Below are 22,015 nucleotides of genomic sequence, written 5' to 3' on the forward strand. Positions count from 1 at the left end.
TCATGAATGAAAAACAACTTGCCGGATTAATAAAACTTGCCCCGCCAGGTTATCGCATTCCAGATGCCCGGCTTCTCCCCCTGATGATGCGCTACGGCAAAACAAACTAGGAGGCTGATGAATATGAAAATACTGCTCGTTTCCTATTATCCGCTTCCGTATGTCGGGGGATTGTGGACGGTTGTTCAAAATCTCCAGAATGAATTGACAAGATTGGGACATGAAGTCGATATACTGGCCCAGGATGAAACGCTATCGGAATACCGCATCATCGGACAGCAAGCGCCCTTTAAAGTGGCCGATGTCAAACCCATCATCGAAGAAAAATTGGGAACCGCCTATCCGAAGCTGGAATCCTATACCTCGATTTACCTCACAGAAGTCCTGAGATATTGTATGGAATTGACAGCTCTGACACTCGATCTCTCCAAATATGACATCGTCCATGCCCAAGACGTCATTTCAGCATTGGCAATGGATCGTGTGAAGCCTTCCCACATCCCAGTGGTGACAAGTATCCATGGCTATTTGTCGAAGGAGATAGCATTGGCCATCCTGGGGCGTCATCCCGATCTATCAACCGATGAACTTCACGAAAGCTTCGAATACCAATACAACGTTCATTTGGAGCATATCGGTTGTCATGTGAGTGAGTTCATCCACATACCTGCAGCTATAACGAAAACCAAGCTCATACAGCAGCATACTATCCCGGACGCAAGATTTGTACAGTTTCCTTACGGCATAGATATAGACGCCTTTCATAAAAGTCCGAAACAGCTGGACAATATCCCCGCCAAGACAAAGCCGACCATCTTATTTGCCGGGAGACTGGTGCAATTAAAAGGCGTGCATATTTTAATAGAAGCCTTAAAACAGCTAAAAGCTTCCACCTCGGATTGGGAATGCTGGATACTCGGCAAAGGCGACGCCGCAAAACAACTCAAAAATCAAATAAAAGAAGCCGGCCTCTCCTCTGAAATAAAGCTGCTGGGTTCTGTACCTAATGTAAAAGACTTTCTTGAATCATCTGATATCTTTGTTCTGCCAAGCTTACAGGATACACAGCCGTATTCTGTCATAGAAGCCCAGCTATGCGGCATCCCGACAGTCGTCAGCGATGCCGGCGGACTTCCTGAAATGGTGCAGGAAGGAGTGACGGGCCTGCTTTCCGAGGCAGGCAATCCAAACAGCCTGGCCCAGCAGCTTCACCGCTTGCTCCAGGATGATTCGCTTCGCCGGCAGTTGGGCAGCCAAGCAAAGCTCTGGGCCGAACAGCAATGGTCGCTGGTCAATATGGGCATGAACACTGTCGAGTTATATAAAAAGGCACTGGCATTATAGTAGAGGCAGCAAATTTCTTTTTCAAGATGGCTGTCCCTTTTATAACGGAGAAGGACTCATATAATATAGTATCTCGATGCGAAAGGAGGACATTTCATGACAATACTGCTCGATGCAAGAACATCCCAGAACGCCAGTACTTCCAACTCCTTCTCTGCTCCAATATTGATCGGGACACCCCAAGTGTTTGGACAAATCGGTCTGATAACCACAGAAGCCACATCACCTATCAGAGTACAGTTAAACGGCATCATTACAGTCCAGCTCCCCCTATTGCCTGTACTGACCACCATCACCGTCACAATCGTGCGAGGTACACAGCCGACAGATCCAGTCGTTTTCTCAGCCTCTTCCAACTTGGATTTGGAAATTCTGGGACCTCAGGCCTTCACTTTTATCGGTTCGGACATCAACGTCCCTCCACCAACAAGCGGACAGCTGACATATACAGCATTCATATCAGCAAACCTAATCGGGACTGTCCGAGTCGGGCCAGAAAGCTTCAATGGCCTTGCCTTTGCCGATTAAAATCAGAGGATAGGCAGTTCGTTCCCGCTTATCCTCTCTTTATATCCGCCGTGCCCGTTTCACTGTTTCCTCATATGCTATGATTGGAAAGGTGGTGAGTATGATGGATTTGATGGGTTATTACGAACCTGAAAAGAAAACCAAGCGCAAGTATAAATGCAAAGATCACGATCCTTGCAAAAAAGACGAAAAAAAACATGAGAAATGCGAGTGCGAGGATTCCTGCAAAGGCGGAACACGCTGGGGTGCTTCCTTCCTGACACCTCCATCCCCTCCATTTCCATATTAGTCCAGAAAAAAAGCGACATGCTCAAATGTCGCTTTTTCTTATGAAATGTTATTGATCGGACCCCTCAGGGAAATATTCCAGATAAGGAGGAGATTTCAATCATGAATACAGATTATGAGAATTGCATCCAAGCTTGCCTGACATGCATGAAAGCCTGCAATGCATGCTATGATGCCTGTCTGCTGGAAGATGATGTGAAGACGATGGCCAATTGCATCCGGATGGATCGTGAATGTGCGGATATGTGCGCATTTGCAATCCAGTCGATGCAGCGCAGCAGTCCGTTTGCCGAGCAAATTTGTACATTATGTGCAGAAATATGCCAAGCCTGCGGCGAAATATGCAGACAGCATGATGTACAGCATTGCCAGGATTGTGCAGATGCGTGCTTTGCCTGTGCCGACGCTTGCCGATCCATGGCCGCATAATAAAAGACTGCCAAAAGACGAATGGCAGTCTTTTCCCTTTGGGTATGCCACTATTGGCGCTGCAGCCTTCCGGAGAAGGACTCTATCAGCAAAACGACCGCTGCTGCTGCGTGCAGCATCCAGCCAACGAACGGTATCCAGCCCAGGCAGGAGGCTACAATCCCTATGATGCTGCCGGCAAGCGGTCCTTTGACCTGCACAGCAAGCACAAGGGTGATGATATGCAGAATCAGCATGATGACCAGCGGCATCCAGCCATTCGATAAAATGATAAGTCCTCCGAGTACAGGAACAGCCAAAATGGCTTCCATGATTCCTGTAATAAGTTTCATGGTTCTTGTTGCAGACATAGTGTCCGTCCTCTCTATCCATACTTGGTTTCATACATATACGCATCATACTCTAAAAAGTTCCATATGAAAAAGTTCTATTCAATATGCCTTCTTATGTCGTATAATGGTACGTCAAGATTTTTAGGATCAAAAATACGGAAAAGAAACAAGGGAGATGACAATGACAAAGAAACCGATCATTCAATTCCACAATGTAATGAAGCAGTACGATAAAGATACCACTGTTTTGGACAATGTCAGCTTCGAAATCGAGCGCGGCAAGTTCTATACCCTCCTGGGTCCTTCCGGGTGCGGGAAAACGACCATCTTACGTCTGATTGCAGGGTTTACAGAACCCACTTCCGGAGAGATGCTGTTCGACGGGAAACCATTGAATAAAATTCCGGCCAACAAAAGATCTGTAAACACTGTATTCCAGGATTATGCCCTGTTTCCTCATCTGAATGTATATGAAAACGTGGCTTTTGGCCTGCGCATCAAAAAGATGCCTCAGAAGCAGATCGATGAGAAAGTGAAGGAAGCATTGCGTTTCGTCAACCTGGCTGGCTATGAAAAGCGGGAAATCAGCGAAATGTCCGGCGGACAGCGTCAGCGTGTCGCCATCGCACGTGCTGTCGTGAACGAACCGGAAGTGATTTTGCTGGATGAGCCCCTATCCGCACTGGACTTGAAGCTGCGTACGGAGATGCAGTATGAATTACGCGAGATGCAGCAGCGTCTCGGCATCACATTCATCTTCGTGACGCATGACCAGGAAGAAGCGCTTGCTCTCTCGGATGAGATTTTCGTCCTGAACAGCGGGAAAATAGAACAAAGCGGCACACCAACGGATATATACGATGAACCGATCAACCGTTTCGTGGCCGACTTTATCGGAGAATCAAACATTGTTGATGGACGGATGATCCGGGATTATGAGGTGGAGTTCACCGGCAAACGCTTTGCCTGTGTAGACCAGGGTCTGCAGCCGAATGAACCCGTCGAAATTGTCATCCGCCCGGAAGATTTGCATATAACAAGCGCAGAAGAAGGAAACCTGCGCGTCACAGTCGATTCCCAGCTATTTCGCGGGGTCCATTATGAAATCTCCAGCTATGATGAAGCTGGTAACGAATGGCTTGTGCATTCCACGAAGAAAGCTGTCGTCGGAGAGGAAATCGGATTAGCCTTTGAGCCGGAGGCCATCCACGTCATGCGTCTGAATGAGACGGAAGAAGAATTCGATAAACGACTAGAGGCGTACGACGATGGAGAATAAGACGACTCGCAATCTGTATACGATTCCCTATGTCATTTGGATTGCCTTTTTTGTCATCGCCCCGATCCTGTTGGTGCTGTATTATTCTTTCCAGGACATCAACGGCAGCTTTTCATTGACCAATTACCGTAATTTCTTTACACCCATCTATTTGGAGATGACATTGAGCTCTTTTTGGTATGCATTCCTGATTACACTGATCACCTTGCTATTTGCTTATCCTACAGCTTACTTGCTGACAAAGCTGAAGCATAAGCAATTATGGCTATTATTGATCATCGTGCCAAGCTGGATCAACCTATTGCTGAAGGCTTATGCTTTCCTCGGCATCTTTGGTACGTATGGTATGGCCAATAAAGTACTGGAAGCGATCGGAATCGGATCCAAGGATATCCTTTTTACTGATTTCAGCTTTGTCTTCGTATCTGTCTATATTTTCATTCCGTTCATGATCCTGCCGATTTTCAATGCCCTGGATAAGCTGAATCCAACTTATCTGGATGCAGCGAATGATCTGGGAGCATCACGATGGACGACCTTCCGCCGAATCGTATTCCCATTGACGATCGACGGTGTGAAAGCAGGCTGTCAGATCACGTTCATTCCAGCCCTATCCTTATTCATGCTGACACGGCTTATCGCCGGCAGCCAAGTCATCACACTCGGCACGGCAATCGAGCAGCAATTCCTGGTCACACAGAATTGGGGGATGGGATCGACGATTGCTGTCTTCCTGATCATTTTCATGTTCATCATCATGTTCGCAACAGGAACGAAAAGGAGGAAAGCACGTGGATAAGAGACTTTCTCCCCTATCACGGATTTTTTTGATCGTCATGTTTGCGCTGCTGTATTTACCTATCTTTTACTTGATATTTTATTCTTTCAACAGCGGTGGCAATATGTATGATTTCGAGAGCTTTACATTCGATTGGTATAAGGAGCTGTTTCAAGATACCCGGCTTTTGATCATTGTTTTGAACACAATCGTGATCGCCCTGCTCTCCGCTTTGATTTCAACGATCATCGGTGTGCTTGGTGCGATGATGATCTATAAGATTCGATCCGGCAGGACAAAGAATGCCTTATTGTCATTGAACAACATCTTGATCGTGAGTCCGGATGTCATCATCGGTGCATCCTTCCTGATCCTATTTACCATCGCCGGTATCCAGCTTGGGTTCTATTCGGTGCTGCTGTCGCACATCGCCTTCAGTATCCCGATTGTCGTCTTGATGGTATTGCCGAAGCTATCCGAGATGAGTCCTTCCCTTCTTGATGCAGCAAGAGATCTTGGTGCCTCACGCTGGAAGGTCATCACGAAAGTGGTGATTCCTTATATAACTCCCGGTATATTCGCCGGCTTTTTCATGGCGCTTACCTACTCACTGGATGACTTCGCTGTAACATTCTTTGTGACAGGAAATGGGTTCACCACATTGTCTGTCGAGATTTATTCCCTTGCCAGACAAGGAATATCATTATCCATCAATGCCCTTTCGACGATCATCTTCCTCGTTACGATGCTGATTGTCGTCATCTATCATCTGATCACCCGCCGCGGCAGGAAATCACCTGATCTGGAGGTGCTCAAATGAAGCAGCTGATGCGTCTGGCCGTTGTGATCATTGCTGTGAGCGCTATACTGCTCGTCACCATCTCCCGCCTCAATGCCTCCCAAGGCTACTCAGGCGGCAATACACTTACCGTGTATAACTGGGGCGACTATATCGATCCGGCTGTTATTGACGAATTCGAAAAAGAAACAGGCATCACGGTCGTCTATGAAACGTTCGATTCGAATGAGGCGATGATGACAAAGATACAGCAAGGCGGAACAAGCTATGATATCGCTGTTCCTTCCGAGTATACGATCGAAAAGATGAAGGAAGAGGATTTGCTGCTTCCGATTGATCACAGCAAGATCCCGAACCTGAAAAATATCGATTCCCGTTTCCGGGATCTGCCTTTCGATCCCGGAAACGAATATTCCGTACCTTATTTCTGGGGAACTGTCGGCATCGTTTATAACAGCAAGCAATTGGGCGGTATGACATTCGACAGCTGGGAGGACCTATGGGATCCTGCCCTCAAGAATCAGATCGTGCTCATCGATGGTGCACGCGAGATCATCGGGATGGGGCTGAACAGCCTTCATTATTCCCTTAACGATACAGACCCCGCCCACTTGCAGGAAGCCTATGACAAACTAGTGAGCCTGAAGCCGAATGTCCGGGCTCTGCTTGGGGATGAAAATAAAATGCTGATGGCATCCGGGGAAGTGTCGATCGGGATAACGTGGTCCGGGGATGCTTCGGAGATCATGGCAGAAAACGAGGATCTTGACTATGTCGTCCCAGAGGAAGGCTCCAATCTATGGTTCGATAATATGGTCATCCCGAAAACTGCCAAGAATGTCGACGCTGCACATAAATTCATCAATTTTATGCTCGATCCAAAGATTGCAGCGCAAAATACCGAATATGTCAGCTACTCCACACCGAATAAGGAAGCCTTGCAATATATGCCCCAGGAGATGGTGAATGATGAACGCTTCTATCCATCCCCGGAATTGACAGATCGTCTGGAAGTTTATGAAAACCTCGGACAGGAAAACCTGTCTCGTTATAACGAATTATTCCTCAAATTCAAGATGGAATAGGAAAAGACCTTATCCAAGTCGATTGGATAAGGTCTTTTTTATTTTTTACAGCTCTGCCCCATTCGTCTCAATTACATTTTTATACCAATGGAACGATTTCTTCCGGCTCCGCTCCAATGTCCCGCTTCCATCATCATGCTTATCGACATAGATGAAACCATATCGCTTGGAATACTCCCCTGTAGAAGCACTTACCAAGTCGATGCAGCCCCAGCTGGTATATCCCATCAAGTCCACGCCATCCTCGATGGCTTCTCCCATCGCTTTGATATGATCGCGCAGATAATCGATGCGGTAATCATCGTTGATGCTGCCGTCTGCTTCTACTTCATCATACGCACCGAGTCCGTTTTCCACGATGAACAACGGCACCTGGTAGCGATCATACATGTCATTCAATGCAATGCGCAGCCCGAGGGGATCGATTTCCCAGCTCCAGTCGCTTGCTTTGAGGAATGGATTCTTCACGCCGGACATGATATTCCCCTGCGCCAGTTCCTCTTCACTCTTTTGAGCTTTTTCCGTCCGGGACATATAGTAGCTGAAGCCGATATAGTCCACCGTTCCTGCTTGGATCGTTTCCAAATCGCCTTCCTCTATTTGCAGCTGGACCCCTTGTTCCTTGAAGAATCGTTTTGCAAAGGCTGGATAAGCACCCCGGACCATCACGTCCCCACAATAGTTGTTGAACAGACGCGCTTCCTGATCGGCATAGAAGACGTTTTCCGGATTGCTGTCATATGCATATACCGGTGCATAAATGATCATACAGCCGATCTGCGCATCCGGATTCACTTCATGGCAGTACTGGACTGCTTTCGCACTGGCCACAAACTGATGGTGAAGCCCTTGCACAACGGATTGATACTTGTGCTCCCCAGGCTGGATGGAGAAACCAAGGCTCATGATCGGCATGATAAGGCCGCTATTGATCTCGTTGAATGTCATCCAATATTTCACTTTATCTTTATAGCGATCAAGCACAGTCTTGGCGTAACGCTCAAAGAAAGTGATCACTTCCCGGTTCTTCCAGCCGCCGTATTCTTTCACCAAATTGACCGGCATCTCATAGTGGGAAATCGTTACGACCGGCTCAATACCGTGCTTATGCAGCTCATCGAATACGCGATCATAGAACGCAAGCCCTTCTTCATTCGGCTCCAGTTCATCGCCATTTGGGAAAATACGAGTCCAGGCTATGGACATCCGGAATACTTTGAAGCCCATCTCTGCAAATAGTGCAATATCTTCTTTATAACGATGATAGAAGTCGATTGCTTCGTGGTTCGGATAGGTGTATTTCTCCGTATCGATTTCGAAATCAAATCCTGGCTCTGCCAAGATGCGCAGACGCTCTTTTCCGCCTGGAAGTACATCCGCAATATTCAGTCCTTTATTGCCTTCATGGAATCCGCCCTCCATCTGGTTGGCAGCTGTTGCGCCGCCCCATAGGAATCCTTGTGGAAATGCTGTTTGCTTTGTCATGTTTATCTCTCCTTTTATAATTTAAGATGCTTCTTTTGAAGTGGCCGCAGGCGCTGCCAAATCCAGCAGTGCTTGTCCTGCTCCGACGGGGCCGTCTGCCAGGGAAGAAATATCCTCATACTCAGCAGTGTTCGTGATAATGACGGGCGTGATCAAGTCGAAGCCTGCAGCCTGGATGGCCTCCATATCAAAGGAAACAAGCTTCTGGCCTTTTTTGACCTGTTCACCTGAAGCAATATGAGCTGTGAAATGTTCCCCATTCAATTTCACTGTATCGACCCCGACATGGATCAGTACTTCGGCACCACTTGCACTTTTCAAACCAATGGCATGTTTTGTTGCAAAGAGTGTAACTACTTCACCATCTACCGGAGATACAACCTCGCCTTTCGTCGGGAAGATGGCCGCCCCTTTACCCATGATCTCCTGCGCAAATGTCGGATCACTTACTTCTGCAAGCGGTCGAACCTCTCCTGTCAGAGGGCTGGAAATGACTTCCGATGCTTTCTCTGATTCTGTTTCTTCAGCAGTATCTTCGGATGCTTTTTCTATTGTGTTTTCTTCCGTTGCTTCCAGCACATCTTCAAATCCCATGATCCATGTAACCGCAGCAGCTGCAACGAATGCCAGCAAGAGCCCAAGCAAGGCAAACACGATTTCAGGACCAATCAAAACTGGAATACCCGGAATTCCAACGATTCCCGCTACTATATAAGCTTTGACATCCGCAATACCATAAAGGACTCCGCCTATTGCAGCCCCTATCAGTGCAGCGACGAATGGTTTCTTCAGCTTCATATTGACCCCATACATGGCTGGTTCGGTAACACCCATCACTGCAGTCAATGCCGTTGTAAAAGACAATGATTTAAATTTCTTATTTTTCGATTTCAGGGCAACCGCAAAAGCCGCACCAGCTTGACCGAAATTGGCAAGGAACATCGCAGGGATGATGTAGTCAAAACCATTCACTGCAATACTATTGATGACGACTGGTGTAAAAGCATAATGCATCCCGGTAATGATAATAAGTGAGAACGTACCTGCAAGCAGAATGGTAGCAACGATGCCTGCATTCTCAAACATGAAATTCATACCTGAGGATAAATAGTTACCAATGATTGCACCAAGAGGTCCTACCGTAATCAAAGTGACCGGAACGACAACCAATAAGGTTACTGTCGGAACAACGATCAGCTTCAAGGAAGCATGTGTGATACGGTCAACCCATTTCTCTACATAAGACGCAATCCAGATAGCCAGCAGGATCGGGATAACCGTAGATGAATAGGTTGCTATCGTTACAGGCAATCCGACAAAGGAGATGCCCCCACCCTCTGCGAACATGGCAGTCAGCGTCGGGTGCAGGATTGCCGCTCCTATGGCAGCAGCCACATAAGGATTGGACCCAAACTTACGTGCTGCACTGATAGCAAGCAAGATCGGCAGGAAGTAGAATGCACCGTCTCCGATGACCGTCAGGATTTGATACGTTTGGGAAGACTCCTGCAGTACACCCATGGTCAGCAGCAGGGCCGTGATACCCTTGATCATACCCGCACCAGCGATGGCTGGCAGGATCGGTGTGAACACGCCGGAAATGACATCAAAAATCGAGCTGATCACATTTTTCTTTTGCTTCGATTCGCCTTCTCCACTCTTCGCTTCACTTAAACTGCTATTGGCGATGATCTCCTTATAAACCTTCGGGACCTCATTGCCGATGATCAGCTGGAACTGGCTGCCGCTTATGTTGGAACCAAGTACACCATCCACCTGCTCCAAGCTTTTCCGATCGGCTTTGCTGTTGTCATACAGGTTGAAGCGAAGCCGTGTCATGCAATGGATGACACTTTGTACATTTGATTCTCCGCCTACCAATTGCAAAATCTCTTCTGCTGTTTTACGATGGTTCATGATAGACCCTCCATTCGGGGATATTATGATGAGGATAAAGGGTGCCGCCTTTATCCTTTTTTTGATAAGCTGCGGGTTTTTGATACACAAAAAAACCCAAACTACACCCCGGACACAGAGTCGTCTCTGCTCACGGAATATAATTTAGGTTTTGCCTGCTTATCAGTAACAATCCTAAAGGATAGTTGTATGCTGTTTTGTTATCTTACAAACTCAATTTATCATGTAAGCGGATTATTGTCAACGCTTTCAATGCATATTCATCAAAATGTGATGGATATGCTTACTGCTGGCTTATGTAGCAGATGGAATGCGCAGCCGTTTGAATCGGCACTTCTTAAACCTGCTGTTTTAATTCAGTTGACTGATGGTTGATGATTCAAATTTCACCTCATCCCCGTTTTTGTAATAGTAATAGACTTTCCTATCATCTTTCAATCTGACGGCAACCATATAATTCCCGTTACCTCTCAAATTCGCGATGAAAGGTTCCAGACTGACAATGTCGCTTTCTTCCGTCCCCTTTTCCAGCAGATATTCATGGACTGCCTCTTTGGCACTTTGTTTCCTGATTGTTATGTAACTCCAAATTCCAGAAGGTATGAGCACCAGGATGGCGATTACAATCAATATGGTCTTTTTCATATTCCATCCCCTATCCTCTTTTTCCTGACTGCAACTTGTGAATGTCGGTATAGCCAGACTCACTTAAAAGATAAACCGTCAGCAATCAAGCTGACGGTGATAACTCAAGAACACTCCCTGCATCGAAGTGGGCAATCATTTATACAAAGCTTGCTTCAGCTGAGCTGCCCCCTCAGCCAGGGCTTGATGCGCTTCCTCCACATAAGCGGTAAAGCCAGCAAAGCCATGGATCAATCCATCATAATTCTTTGCAAACACATCGACACCTTCCTGCTGCAGTTTGGCAGCATAATGCTGCGCTTCATCCCGCAGCGGATCATATTCCGCTGTCAAAATCGCTGCAGGCGGCAATGTTTTTAGTAGCCCGGAACGAATCGGCGATGCATGCGGGTTTAGACGATCTTCTTCTGTCCGGTAGTAATGGCTGCGGAACCAATTCATCAAACGTTTGGTCAATAAATAGCCTTCCGCGTTTTCTCGCAAAGAAGCCGGCTCCTCCCCGATATAACCCGTAGATGGATATAAGAGCAATTGGAATATAGGTTTATGGCCGCTTCGTTCTTCTGCCAGCAGACATACGACCGTAGCAAGATTTCCTCCGGCACTATCTCCTCCCACAGCAATTTTATCCTGTTCGATTCTTAAATCCTCTGCATTGGCCCTGACCCATTGAAAGGCATCATAGGCATCCTCTACCGCAGCCGGGAATTTATATTCAGGTGCCAGCCGGTAATCTACCGAGATGACCGTACAATCTGCCAGATTGGCAATCTCACGACAAGTGGCATCATGCGACTCGATGCTTCCGACAACCCAGCCGCCGCCATGATAAAAGACAAGTGCAGGCTGCTTCTTATCATCAGAACGATAGATACGGATCGGCAATGTCCGATCGCTCAACTCGATTTTGCTATCTTCCACTTCAGCCACTTCCTGTTTAGGCCCATCCTCCTGCATCCTGGCTTGGCTTCGAAACTGTTCCGGCGAAACCGATTCAATTGGTATCGGATTCGCATTCACTTCTTTTAAAAATGCTTGTATTTTGGGATTCAACCCCATTTTCCATCCCCCTTTTCCATTCCCATTCATTGTTCCACTATTTTACTGCAATTTAAACTTCCCTGCACTGATTGAGATCATTCAATCTGATTTGATATGAATGCGGCCAGTGCAAACCCGCTGTTTCATGCATCAAAGTCCTCTATCCGGCAGCTGAATCAGCAAAATGTTCCTCTCCCGTGCATGGCAAAAATTCATTCAGTCCGGTCATTCTTGGAGCGATATGCTGTCTAGTTCCTCAGCGTCAAAATTCCGCCACTCCAAAATTTGCATGATTGACAGATTGTCAGGCTGGGTATCTTATAACTACCAACTCAATCACAAGGAGGATCCCAATCATGAGTTCACTCACAAGAGACATTTTCACCACATATGCCGAGGAAGATTCCTTCGAGCTGGAGCCATACTTAGATCACCTGTTTGAATTGAATGAGGAAGAATCCGATGACGAATAAATAAAGAAGCAGCGGCTGCGGAACCGCTGCTTCTTCATTCACCTTGTTTTTCCTGCTGTCCCTCCAGGATCTTCTTCTGGACAAAGCGCAGATGATCATACATTGCTGTGTACGCTTTATAGGCATCCCTTTCCTTCAGTGCCTCATAAATGCGTTTATGATATGCTACCGTCTTATCTTTTTCCCTGACAATGATATGGTTATTGATTTTCGCATGATAAAGAAGCAAGGAATGAATCATGCCATCAAGTATCAAATTATTGGCACTCAAGGCTATGATCCGGTGGAATCGTTTATCAGCTTGACCATAATTATCGTCCTCTGATTCTTCGATTTCCACAATCGTTTCATACAGTTCTTCCAGCTGTTCATCCGTGATCTTTTCCGTTGCGATTGTGACCAGTCCAAGTTCCAAGACGATTCTCGCTTCGATGATCGCCTGGATATTGTCGCTTGCCAGGTTAAGCATATCAGAAAAAGGTGCCGCACCGACTTTCAGGTTGAAGTAGGTGCCTTCCCGTGTCTTGCGCGTAATGATGCCGAGTGTTTCCAATGCACTCAAGGCTTCACGCAAAACAGTCCTGCTGACCCCGAGGATCGTGATGAATTCCGCTTCTGTAGGCAGCTTATCCCCTGGCTTCAGCTGACCGCTTGATAGCAGATGCAGAATCCGTTCCACCACTTGCTTGGATAATGTTTTTCTGTTAACGTGCTCCAGATTCATTTGCAATGGGTCTCTCTCCATCATGTCCAACACCTTTAATATGTTATAAACCTATGATACTGGGAATGGAACGAAATTACAAACGCATGCAAAAGAGCCGCCCAGCTAAAAAGACGGCTCCATGCTCCTTCATCGTACAAGGCAAGGCTTCTTATTATCGAATTTCCAATTCCGGATCAAATATTGCATTGCGATAGCATCGTCCCGAGCACCAAGCCCCATCGATTTATAGAGCTCATGCGCCTTTTCCACTTCTGGCATATCGATCTCGATACCAAGTCCAGGCTTATCCGGCACGCCCAGCTTCCCTTCGGCTATCTCGTATGGTTCCTTCGTCAGTCTCTGTCCATCCTGCCAAATCCAATGCGTATCGATAGCGGTGATATTTCCTGGGGCTGCTGCTGCAACATGGGTGAACATAGCCAGCGAAATGTCAAAATGGTTATTGGAATGCGATCCCCAAGTGAATCCCCATTCATGACATATTTGCGCAACTCGCACAGAGCCCTGCATCGTCCAGAAGTGCGGATCGGCAAGCGGAATATCAATTGCCTGCGCCTGGATGGCATGCCCCATCTGGCGCCAGTCCGTCGCAATCATATTCGTCGCCGTCGGGAGCCCGGTGGCTCTCCGGAACTCCGCCATGATTTCCCTGGAGGAATAACCATTCTCTGCTCCGCACGGATCCTCTGCATATGCCAGGATGCCATGCTTACCTTTGCAAAGACCAATGGCTTCATCCAGGGACCACGCACCATTGGGATCGAGCGTGATCCGGGCTTCCGGGAATCTTTTTGCCAGCGCCTCGATTGCCTGGATTTCTTCTTCACCAGCCAAGACGCCGCCCTTTAGCTTGAAGTCCCGGAATCCATACTTCTCATATGCTGCCTCAGCCAGACGCACAACCGCTTCCGGCGTCAGCGCTTCTTCATTCCGCAAACGGAACCAATCCCATTTGGCATCCAGCTCTTCCTTGTAAGCCAAGTCCGTCTGCTTGCGATCGCCGATGTAGAACAAATAGCCGAGCACATCCACTTCACTTCGCTGCTGTCCTTCCCCTAACAGCGCAGCCACCGGAACTTGCAGGAACTTGCCGAGCAAGTCAAGAAGTGCCGCCTCCAGTGCTGTCACAGCATGGATCGTTGTACGCAAATCGAAGGTCTGCTCACCCCGGCCGCCTGCATCCTGATGGCCGAATTGCTGTCTCACTTGATTAAGGATGGCTTGATAAGAGGCAATCGACTCGCCTATAACCAATGATTTCGCTTGTTCAAGCGTCTGTCGGATCTTTTCCCCTCCTGGTACCTCCCCGGCCCCGACAGCACCCGTTGTATCCTTAAGGATGACGATATTACGTGTAAAGTACGGACCATGCGCACCGCTCAGATTGAGCAGCATGCTGTCACGGCCGGCAACCGGAATCACTTGCATCTCCGTAACGGATGGTACATTATGGGACCTTTCAGCACTTATATTCGCTGTCATTTGATTCATCTTGCAATCCCCTTCCGATTTATTTTGTTGGCGCTTTCAACTCCACGCGTTCGATCTTTCCAACGATGAATAAATAACTCAGTATGGCAATAAGCGCATTGGCACCGACAAAGACAAGTGCACCGTTGAAAGAACCTGTCGCATTGACGATGTAGCCGATGATGATCGGCGTCGTGATCGAAGCGATGTTTCCAAATGTATTGAATAACCCGCCACTGACACCTGCAGTCTGCTTCGGGGATGTATCGGATACGACTGCCCAGCCCAATGCCCCAAAGCCTTTGCCGAAGAAAGCAAGCGACATGATGACGACGACAAGCCATTCAGCATCCACATAGTTACAGATGATCATGCTGCAGGAAAGCAGCATTCCAATGATGATCGGTGTTTTGCGTGCGATGGTCAGGGAAAACTTCTTACGGAGAAGGAAATCCGAGAACATCCCGCCAAGGATACCTCCCAGAAAACCGCATATCGCCGGCAGGGATGCAATGAACCCAGCCTCCAGTATGGACATGCCGCGCCCTTGGACCAGATAGACAGGGAACCAAGTCAAAAAGAAATAAGTCAGTGTCGTTATACAATATTGCGCAATGTAAATGCCGATCAGCATCCGTTTCTGCAGCAATTGTTTAATGAATGGCCACTGGGATTGTTTCTCCTTCGAATCTGTATCTTCCTTCTTTTGATCCATATCGATTACGCCGCCGCCAGCTTCGATATAGTCTATTTCCGCCTGATTGGCCCTTGGGTGCTCGCGTGGATTTCGGATGACCTTCAGCCAGACAATTGCCAAGGCAATCCCGATGGCTCCCATTACGTAAAAGACGGATTCCCAGCCGAATCTATATGTCAGCCAGCCCATCAATGGGGAGAAGATGACCAAGGCAAAATACTGCGCGGAGTTGAAGATGGCCGATGCCGTCCCGCGCTCCTTGCTCGGGAACCATGCTGCCACTACCCGGCTGTTTCCCGGAAAAGATGGCGCTTCGGAGAACCCGACCAGGAAACGGAGTGCAAACAGGATGATGATTGCCGTTCCGCCCGCAAAGAATCCGATTGTACCCTGCAGCAATGTGAATATCGACCAGAACAATATACTCATTCCGATAATAAGCTTGGATCCGAACTTATCGAGCAATATCCCTCCAGGTATCTGCCCGATTACATAAGCCCAGCCGAATGCGGAGAATACATATCCCATACTGACTGCATCCAGGCCAAGATCCGACTGCAGGGCATCGCCTGCAATGCTTATCGTAGCTCGGTCAGCGTAGTTGACAGACGTGACCAGGAACAACATTAAAACGACAAACCAACGAACCTTCGTTCTTTTCATCTGAACATCGTGCAGGTTATCTCTGATTTTATCCATATCGTTCATTCCTCCGCCGCTTCATTGTAAGCGTTGTCAATAGTGGGTACAGGAAAAGGGCAGCATGCAGCCCTTTAGCCTTTGACAAAAACAGTCTTGATGCTCGTAAAGAATTCCTTTGCTGCCTCTCCCTGTTCCCTGGAATGAGAGCTGGACTGCTTCATCCCGCCAAATGGAGCTTGCAGCTCCACGCCCGCACTTTCGGCATTCACACGGACAAGACCCGCTTCGATATCCTCTGCAAACTGCAGGAAACGCCCGATATTCTTTGTGAAAATGGAGGCACTCAGCCCAAACTTGACATCATTCGCTATAGCTATCGCCTGTTCCTCGGAATCCACTTTGATCAAGGCGATGACAGGGCCGAAAATTTCCTCCTGGGCAATCACCATATCATTGGTTACGTCTTCAAAAATGGTCGGCTGGACGTAATAGCCTTTTGCGTAATCCCCATCTGTCAGCCGTTCTCCGCCAAGGATAAGCTTCGCACCTTCGTCCATCCCTTTTTGAATATAATGAAGGCAGTTTTGCAGCTGGGCTTCGCTTGCGATCGGTCCGAGCCACACATCCTGCTCGAGGCTGTTCCCGATGGTGATTTCCTTTGTCTTCTCAAGCAGCCTATCCCGGAATGCATCATATATCGGCGCTTCAACGATGACCCTGCTTGTTGCCGTACATTTTTGCCCTGTGGAACGGAAAGCACCGCTGATCGTGGCATCCACCGCCTGCTCGATATCTGCATCGGCAGCAATGATGACTGGGTTTTTCCCGCCCATCTCGAGCTGATACTTGGCACCTCGCCCCAACGCTGTCAACCCGATACCTTTACCGACATGATTTGAACCAGTAAATGTAATGCCATGTACCTTCGGATGCTCAGCCAATCCTTTCCCGATGACAGATCCCGCACCGGTAACCAGATTGATGACGCCTTTCGGGAAACCGGCTGCTTCAAAGCATTCGATTATTTTGATGGCCGTGATCGCTGTCTCGGATGCCGGCTTGAATACAACCGTATTACCATAAACAAGCGCAGGAGCCATCTTCCAAATCGGAATTGCAACCGGGAAGTTCCAAGGCGCAATGACACCGACGACCCCCAAAGGAACTCGAGTCGTATACATGAAGGCACTCGAATCTGTCGATGGAATGACATCACCAGTCTTCCGCATCCCTTCCCCTGCATAATATTTCAGGATGGCAATTCCCCGCTGCGTTTCACCGCGAGCTTCCGGCAATGTCTTTCCCATCTCTTTTGTTGCCGTTTCTGCAATTTCTTCAGCTCGTTCTTCCAATACTGCCGCCGCCCGATAAAGAAAATCGCCTCTTGCTGCGCCTGACAGGCTTCTCCATTCCTTCCTTGCTGCATCCGCCGCTTCCACCGCTGCTTCCAAATCAGCTTTTGCGGAGCTCTGAATACGGCCGACAGGATTGCTTGTATCTGCGGGATTGATGACGGTGATCTGTTCTGCTGATGCCGATTCCTGCCATTCACCATTGATAAAGTTACGATATACATTCGTTGTTATATTTGTCGCCATGTATTAGCTCTCCTTCATCTCTGTGATTTTCTCCTTGCGCGGATATTTTTCCAACGCTTTCATCAGAATCTTTTCCATTTCGTTGTAATGTTCCTTTGTAACAGGTACGACTGGAGGGCGCACATATCCTCTTGTCTGCAAACCGATGATCTCCATGCCTGCCTTGATCAAAGAAACTGCATAGCCTTTGCGCTGTTTGCGTATGCTGTTGATCGGCAAGATGACATCGGCATATAAATCATCCAACGTATCCTGGTCCCCAGCCAGCAGCGCCTCATAATACATACGGGAGATATGCGGGATGTAATTCGAGATGGCCGAGGAATATGTCTTGATTCCGAGCGGCAGATACGCAGGCATTGTCACTTCCGCCATCGGCATACCATTCAGGAAATCCAATCTCCCTTTGAATTCCTGCGTCAGGCAAATATTCAAGTCCATATCCCCTACTCCATCCTTTATGCCCTTCAATTGAGGGTAGCCCGTCAGCCGCCTTACAGTGTCGATGGAATAAACTGCATTATCCCTTTGATAAAGAATCGCATCCAATGTCGGGGCACTGTCAAATATTTCTTTCGCATATTCATAAAGCCCTTCCTGCTCTCCATGAATCAGATAAGGCGGCAGCAGCAAATAACCCGCTGCACCTTTCTCGGCAGATACAGAAGCAAGATCGATAGCCGTCCGCAGATTCCCGCCAACTCCTGTATAAATCGGCACTTTGCCTGCTGCCGCTTCCATAGCCGTATCCAGCATCAGTTCGTACTCGGCTTTCTCCAAGGATTGGAACTCACCTGATCCGCAAGCAATATAAATGGCATCCAGACCTTCCTCCACGAGAAAATGTACATTCTCGAATAATGCTTGCTCATCGAGTCTTCCATTGTCGGTGAATGGTGCTACTGGAAAACCGAGAATGCCTTTAGCTATTCCTTTTGATTGTCCCATTGCGTACCTCCTCAAGTAAGCGTTATCAATTCCGTTTGTTTAATTGTATTACAAATAGACAAAAGTTCAAATATCTTTTTATGTATCGGAAATGACCGAAAAAATAGTGATAAAAGACAAGTAATGAACCAAACTGAACGCTGTCAGTCTTACAATAAAATACAGCATAAAAAAAGGGACCTTATCCCTAGTGATCTTCCCTTCTCCAACATCCAATTTAATTGTCAGAATAAAAAAAGAGCCCTGGGCTCTTTTTAAACAAAGCATACCGCTTATATGAAATTTCACGCCAAGATTTTTTCAGGCCATAACCTTACAGGACAGCCCTCAAGCTGAAGCATGGCTAGCCTGTTTGCTGCAATATATCTCTTCATTCCGGATGAAAGCTGGCAATCGATCCCGTAATCCTTTTATCGAATTGGTCATGGATATGCCCCTTGGAAGACAAAACGAAGACCCCATCCAGCGGACGGGTCTTCATCCATCAGGAGGAAGTATAGGATCCTCCATTGACATGGATGGCTTGACCGGTCATATAAGAGGCTTCATCCGATGCAAGCATCACATATGGCCAAGCATGCTCGGAAGGCTGCCCCGGGCGTCCCATCAGGCTGTCCTGACCGAACTGTTCAATTTTATCCTCGCCGATGGTGGCCGGGATGAGCGGCGTCCAGACCGGGCCTGGAGCGACGGAATTGGCACGGATTCCTTTTTTGATAAGACTTTGGGCGATACTGCGCGTCCAAGCCGTGATGGCGCCTTTTGTCGCGGAATAATCCATGAACATCGGGTTGCCTCGGTAAGCATTGATGGAAGACGTGCTGATGATCGAATCTCCGGCTTTCATGTGACGCACAGCTGCTTTCGTCAGATAGAATTGGGAGAAGAAGTTGACACGGAATACTTCCTCGAACTGTTCGGACGAAATCTCCAGAACATCTTCCCGTACATATTGGATGGCTGCGTTATTGACAAGGATGTTGATTTTGCCGAACTCCTCCACTGTTTTCTCGACCAAGCTGATGCAATGCTCCTCATCCTTGATATCGCCTGGAAGCAGCAAGCAGCGTTTGCCTTCCGCTTCCACAAGGCGTTTGGTTTCTTCGGCATCCTCCGTTTCATCCAGATAGGAAATCGCGACATCTGCGCCTTCCTTGGCATAAAGGATCGCGACAGCACGGCCGATACCAGAGTCCCCGCCTGTAATAAGCGCAGCTTTCCCTTCCAGCCTGCCAACACCTTTATAGTCAAGCGGCTGATGCGGCAGCGGCTCCATCTCGGCTTCCATACCCGGCTGGCGATCCTGCTGGTGTTTACTGGTCTTTCCGTTCATCATATCTTTCGGTTCCATGAAAATGTCTCCTTTGCATTATGATTGATACAGTACCTTTCCACATCGGCAATGTGATGAAACGTGAACCGAAAGCCGCGCTCCCTCCGCAAACGCTATCGCTTATGGAGACGAAGCACCTTCACCTCATAAGGATTCAACCGGATTCCCCCTGAAAGGTGTCCTCCATCCAATACATCCTCATACACCTGATCCAGCTCTATGTCTTTTTCTCCTTCATTGAAATTCAAAACAAACACAAACAAGGATTCCGCATTGGACCGCACCTGGATGGAAACCCCGTCCTGCTTTGCAATACCGACTGGCGGAAAGATGCGTCCCTCACTCAGCAATCGTCCATAAAAGTCCTCTTGGAAAGCATCCTCCAATCTTCCGCCGATGTAATAAGCGACGCCTTTTCCATATGCATGCTCCGTGACAGCCGGGGTTCCTGCATAGAAATCTTCTGCATAGGTACCGATTGCTGCGGCTCCGGAAAGTTCGAGGATCGTGGCGTAATCCTTCAATTCATAATGCTTCCCTTCATACGTCACTTCATTGCGGTCACGTGGATAAAGGGTGTCCGTTTCCAATGGATGTATGCCAAAAACATCTGCAAGTTTTTCATGCCAGGCTCCCTTATGCACCAAATCGTGCTCATTTACAACACCGCTGATATACGTCATGACGAGCTTACCGCCATTTTTCACAAATACTTCAAGCTTTTCTGCTGTCTGATCATCCATCATATAAAGCATCGGGACGACCAGCAGCTTATATCGGGAGAAGTCATGATCTTTCATGATGACATCCACTGGTATATCACGCTTCCAAAACGGCCGATAATGAGCATGCATTGTCTGAATGTACTGCTTGGTATCCAGGCCGTATCCTTGAGCATCCTCTAACGCCCAATCATTTTCCCAATCATAAAGCAATGCTGTTTCCGCTTTTCGATGCGCTCCCTTCAGGGCAGCTAATTTTTCCATTTTCCTTCCCAATGCAGCCACTTCTTTGAATACGCGATTCTCCGGTGATCGGTCATGATCGACGACAGCCCCATGAAACTTTTCTGTGGAACCTCGGGATTTACGCCATTGGAAATAGAGGATACTATCCGATCCATGGGCCAGCATTTGCATGGATGCCAGTATATGCATGCCAGGACGCTTCGCTTTATTCACAGAATGCCAATTGACCATACTGGGCGTATTTTCCATCAGGAGGAATGGCTGATCCTTCATCGTCCGATATAGATCATCTATGAAGCCCACCTTCATAGCCAGCTCCGCTGTTGTTTCCCAGTCATTATGCCAAGTTGGATAAGCATCCCAGCTGATGATATCGATTTTTTTGGCTAGTCGATTGTAATTCAATCCCCGGAATGGTATCAAATCTGGTGTATCAGCCATGAAATTCGTTGTTACAGGAATATCCGGCGTGATTTCCCGGATGGGGAGCAATTCATTTTCCAAGAACCTGACAGTCTGATCCGTCACGAACCGCCGCCAATCCAAGCGCAGCCCATGGACGCCATCCTCCCCATATGGAGAAGGGGATTCCACCTGCTCCCAGTCCGTGAGCGTATGACTCCAAAATGGTCCCCACCACGCATCATTCAAGGCTTCCAGATCTCCGTCATAGCGCTCTTCAAGCCATTTCCGAAAAGCAGTCTGGCAGCGTTCGCAATGACAATCGCCGCTGTATTCATTGGATATATGCCACAGCAGCAAAGCTGGATGCTCCCCATATCTTTCCGCCAGTTTGCGATTGATGTTCCGGGTCTTCTCCAAGTATGTCGGCGAACTGAAACAATGGTTATGCCTGCCCCCGTGCAGCTGCTTGATCCTCGCGGCATTCACCCGCAGGACATCCGGATATTTTTTGGACATCCAGGCAGGACGTGCACCGCTTGGTGTAGCTAAAATCACTTTCCCTCCGAAAGAGTGGATATCATCGAAGATCTTATCCAGCCATTTGAACTCGTACACACCTTCCTCCGGTTCCAATGCACTCCAAGCAAAGATACCAACCGAGAAAGTATTTGTGTGTGCCAATTGCATCAGCTCCATATCCTCTTTCAGGACATCGGGATATTTCAGCCACTGATCTGGGTTATAGTCACCGCCATGCAATAAGAATGGTGCTCTCAGTACTGGTTTTATTTGCGTCATGTCTGT

At 47.8% G+C, this 22,015-nt stretch carries 19 protein-coding genes; 7 read left to right on the top strand and 12 right to left on the bottom strand.

The annotated features are described in order from the left end of the window. Positions 1–117: 117 nt before the first annotated feature. The 3 genes from CHH53_RS01845 (at position 118) to CHH53_RS01860 (ending at position 2,589) form a co-directional block, all read left to right on the top strand. Complete coding sequence (locus tag CHH53_RS01845; protein WP_095214427.1) at positions 118–1,344, top strand: glycosyltransferase family 4 protein; 1,227 nt, start codon at positions 118–120, stop codon at positions 1,342–1,344. 96 nt (positions 1,345–1,440) lie between these two features. After that, the gene (locus CHH53_RS01850) at positions 1,441–1,872 is read left to right on the top strand and encodes a hypothetical protein (protein ID WP_095214428.1); all 432 of its coding nucleotides are present in this window, start codon (positions 1,441–1,443) and stop codon (positions 1,870–1,872) included. 390 nt (positions 1,873–2,262) lie between these two features. Further along, positions 2,263–2,589: a four-helix bundle copper-binding protein gene (locus CHH53_RS01860; protein ID WP_095214430.1), complete on the top strand. Its 327-nt coding sequence runs from the start codon at positions 2,263–2,265 to the stop codon at positions 2,587–2,589. Positions 2,590–2,639: 50 nt separating this feature from the next. Here the strand turns inward: CHH53_RS01860 and CHH53_RS01865 are convergent, their stop codons facing one another. Next, positions 2,640–2,939, bottom strand: coding sequence for a hypothetical protein (locus CHH53_RS01865; RefSeq protein ID WP_095214431.1), 300 nt, complete (start codon positions 2,937–2,939; stop codon positions 2,640–2,642). Positions 2,940–3,102: 163 nt separating this feature from the next. On the opposite strand from CHH53_RS01865, the gene CHH53_RS01870 reads away from it, so the two are divergent. Genes CHH53_RS01870 through CHH53_RS01885 form a run of 4 tightly spaced genes read left to right on the top strand, consistent with a single transcriptional unit; the run spans position 3,103 to position 6,862 of the window. Then, the gene (locus CHH53_RS01870) at positions 3,103–4,200 is read left to right on the top strand and encodes an ABC transporter ATP-binding protein (protein ID WP_095214432.1); all 1,098 of its coding nucleotides are present in this window, start codon (positions 3,103–3,105) and stop codon (positions 4,198–4,200) included. Next, a complete protein-coding gene (locus CHH53_RS01875; protein ID WP_095214433.1) occupies positions 4,190–4,999 on the top strand; it encodes an ABC transporter permease in 810 nt (269 codons plus the stop codon). The genes CHH53_RS01870 and CHH53_RS01875 overlap by 11 nt, the downstream gene beginning before the upstream one ends. 37 nt (positions 5,000–5,036) lie before the next feature. Beyond that, complete coding sequence (locus CHH53_RS01880) at positions 5,037–5,798, top strand: ABC transporter permease (protein ID WP_369819851.1); 762 nt, start codon at positions 5,037–5,039, stop codon at positions 5,796–5,798. Further along, the gene (locus CHH53_RS01885; protein ID WP_095214435.1) at positions 5,795–6,862 is read left to right on the top strand and encodes an ABC transporter substrate-binding protein; all 1,068 of its coding nucleotides are present in this window, start codon (positions 5,795–5,797) and stop codon (positions 6,860–6,862) included. The genes CHH53_RS01880 and CHH53_RS01885 overlap by 4 nt, the downstream gene beginning before the upstream one ends. Positions 6,863–6,907: 45 nt before the next feature. On the opposite strand, the gene CHH53_RS01890 is transcribed toward CHH53_RS01885, so the two are convergent. The 11 genes from CHH53_RS01890 to CHH53_RS01940 form a co-directional block, all read right to left on the bottom strand. Then, entirely contained in the window at positions 6,908–8,347 is a 1,440-nt protein-coding gene (locus CHH53_RS01890) for a glycoside hydrolase family 1 protein (protein WP_095214436.1), read from the bottom strand. A gap of 21 nt (positions 8,348–8,368) precedes the next feature. Then, entirely contained in the window at positions 8,369–10,264 is a 1,896-nt protein-coding gene (locus CHH53_RS01895; RefSeq protein ID WP_095214437.1) for a beta-glucoside-specific PTS transporter subunit IIABC, read from the bottom strand. Between the two features lie 351 nt (positions 10,265–10,615). Further along, positions 10,616–10,909 (bottom strand): DUF3139 domain-containing protein, encoded by a 294-nt coding sequence (locus CHH53_RS01900; protein WP_095214438.1) that lies wholly within the window; start codon positions 10,907–10,909, stop codon positions 10,616–10,618. A 135-nt stretch (positions 10,910–11,044) separates the two neighbouring features. Continuing rightward, the gene (locus CHH53_RS01905) at positions 11,045–11,968 is read right to left on the bottom strand and encodes an alpha/beta hydrolase (RefSeq protein ID WP_095214439.1); all 924 of its coding nucleotides are present in this window, start codon (positions 11,966–11,968) and stop codon (positions 11,045–11,047) included. A gap of 489 nt (positions 11,969–12,457) precedes the next feature. Then, positions 12,458–13,168, bottom strand: coding sequence for a FadR/GntR family transcriptional regulator (locus CHH53_RS01910; RefSeq protein WP_233134763.1), 711 nt, complete (start codon positions 13,166–13,168; stop codon positions 12,458–12,460). 108 nt (positions 13,169–13,276) lie between these two features. Next, positions 13,277–14,641, bottom strand: coding sequence for a glucarate dehydratase (gudD, locus tag CHH53_RS01915; RefSeq protein WP_095214441.1), 1,365 nt, complete (start codon positions 14,639–14,641; stop codon positions 13,277–13,279). Positions 14,642–14,660: 19 nt separating this feature from the next. Continuing rightward, the gene (locus CHH53_RS01920; RefSeq protein ID WP_095214462.1) at positions 14,661–15,980 is read right to left on the bottom strand and encodes an MFS transporter; all 1,320 of its coding nucleotides are present in this window, start codon (positions 15,978–15,980) and stop codon (positions 14,661–14,663) included. A gap of 110 nt (positions 15,981–16,090) precedes the next feature. Next, the gene (gucD, locus tag CHH53_RS01925) at positions 16,091–17,557 is read right to left on the bottom strand and encodes an alpha-ketoglutaric semialdehyde dehydrogenase GucD (protein WP_095214442.1); all 1,467 of its coding nucleotides are present in this window, start codon (positions 17,555–17,557) and stop codon (positions 16,091–16,093) included. Between the two features lie 3 nt (positions 17,558–17,560). Continuing rightward, a complete protein-coding gene (gene kdgD, locus CHH53_RS01930) occupies positions 17,561–18,505 on the bottom strand; it encodes a 5-dehydro-4-deoxyglucarate dehydratase (protein ID WP_095214443.1) in 945 nt (314 codons plus the stop codon). Between the two features lie 484 nt (positions 18,506–18,989). Next, positions 18,990–19,856: an SDR family oxidoreductase gene (locus tag CHH53_RS01935; protein WP_095214444.1), complete on the bottom strand. Its 867-nt coding sequence runs from the start codon at positions 19,854–19,856 to the stop codon at positions 18,990–18,992. A 95-nt stretch (positions 19,857–19,951) separates the two neighbouring features. Further along, positions 19,952–22,009, bottom strand: a complete 2,058-nt coding sequence (locus tag CHH53_RS01940; protein WP_095214445.1) for a beta-galactosidase — start codon at positions 22,007–22,009, stop codon at positions 19,952–19,954. Positions 22,010–22,015: the final 6 nt, after the last annotated feature.

The organism is Terribacillus sp. 7520-G (assembly GCF_002271665.1).
GTDB lineage: Bacteria > Bacillota > Bacilli > Bacillales > Amphibacillaceae > Terribacillus.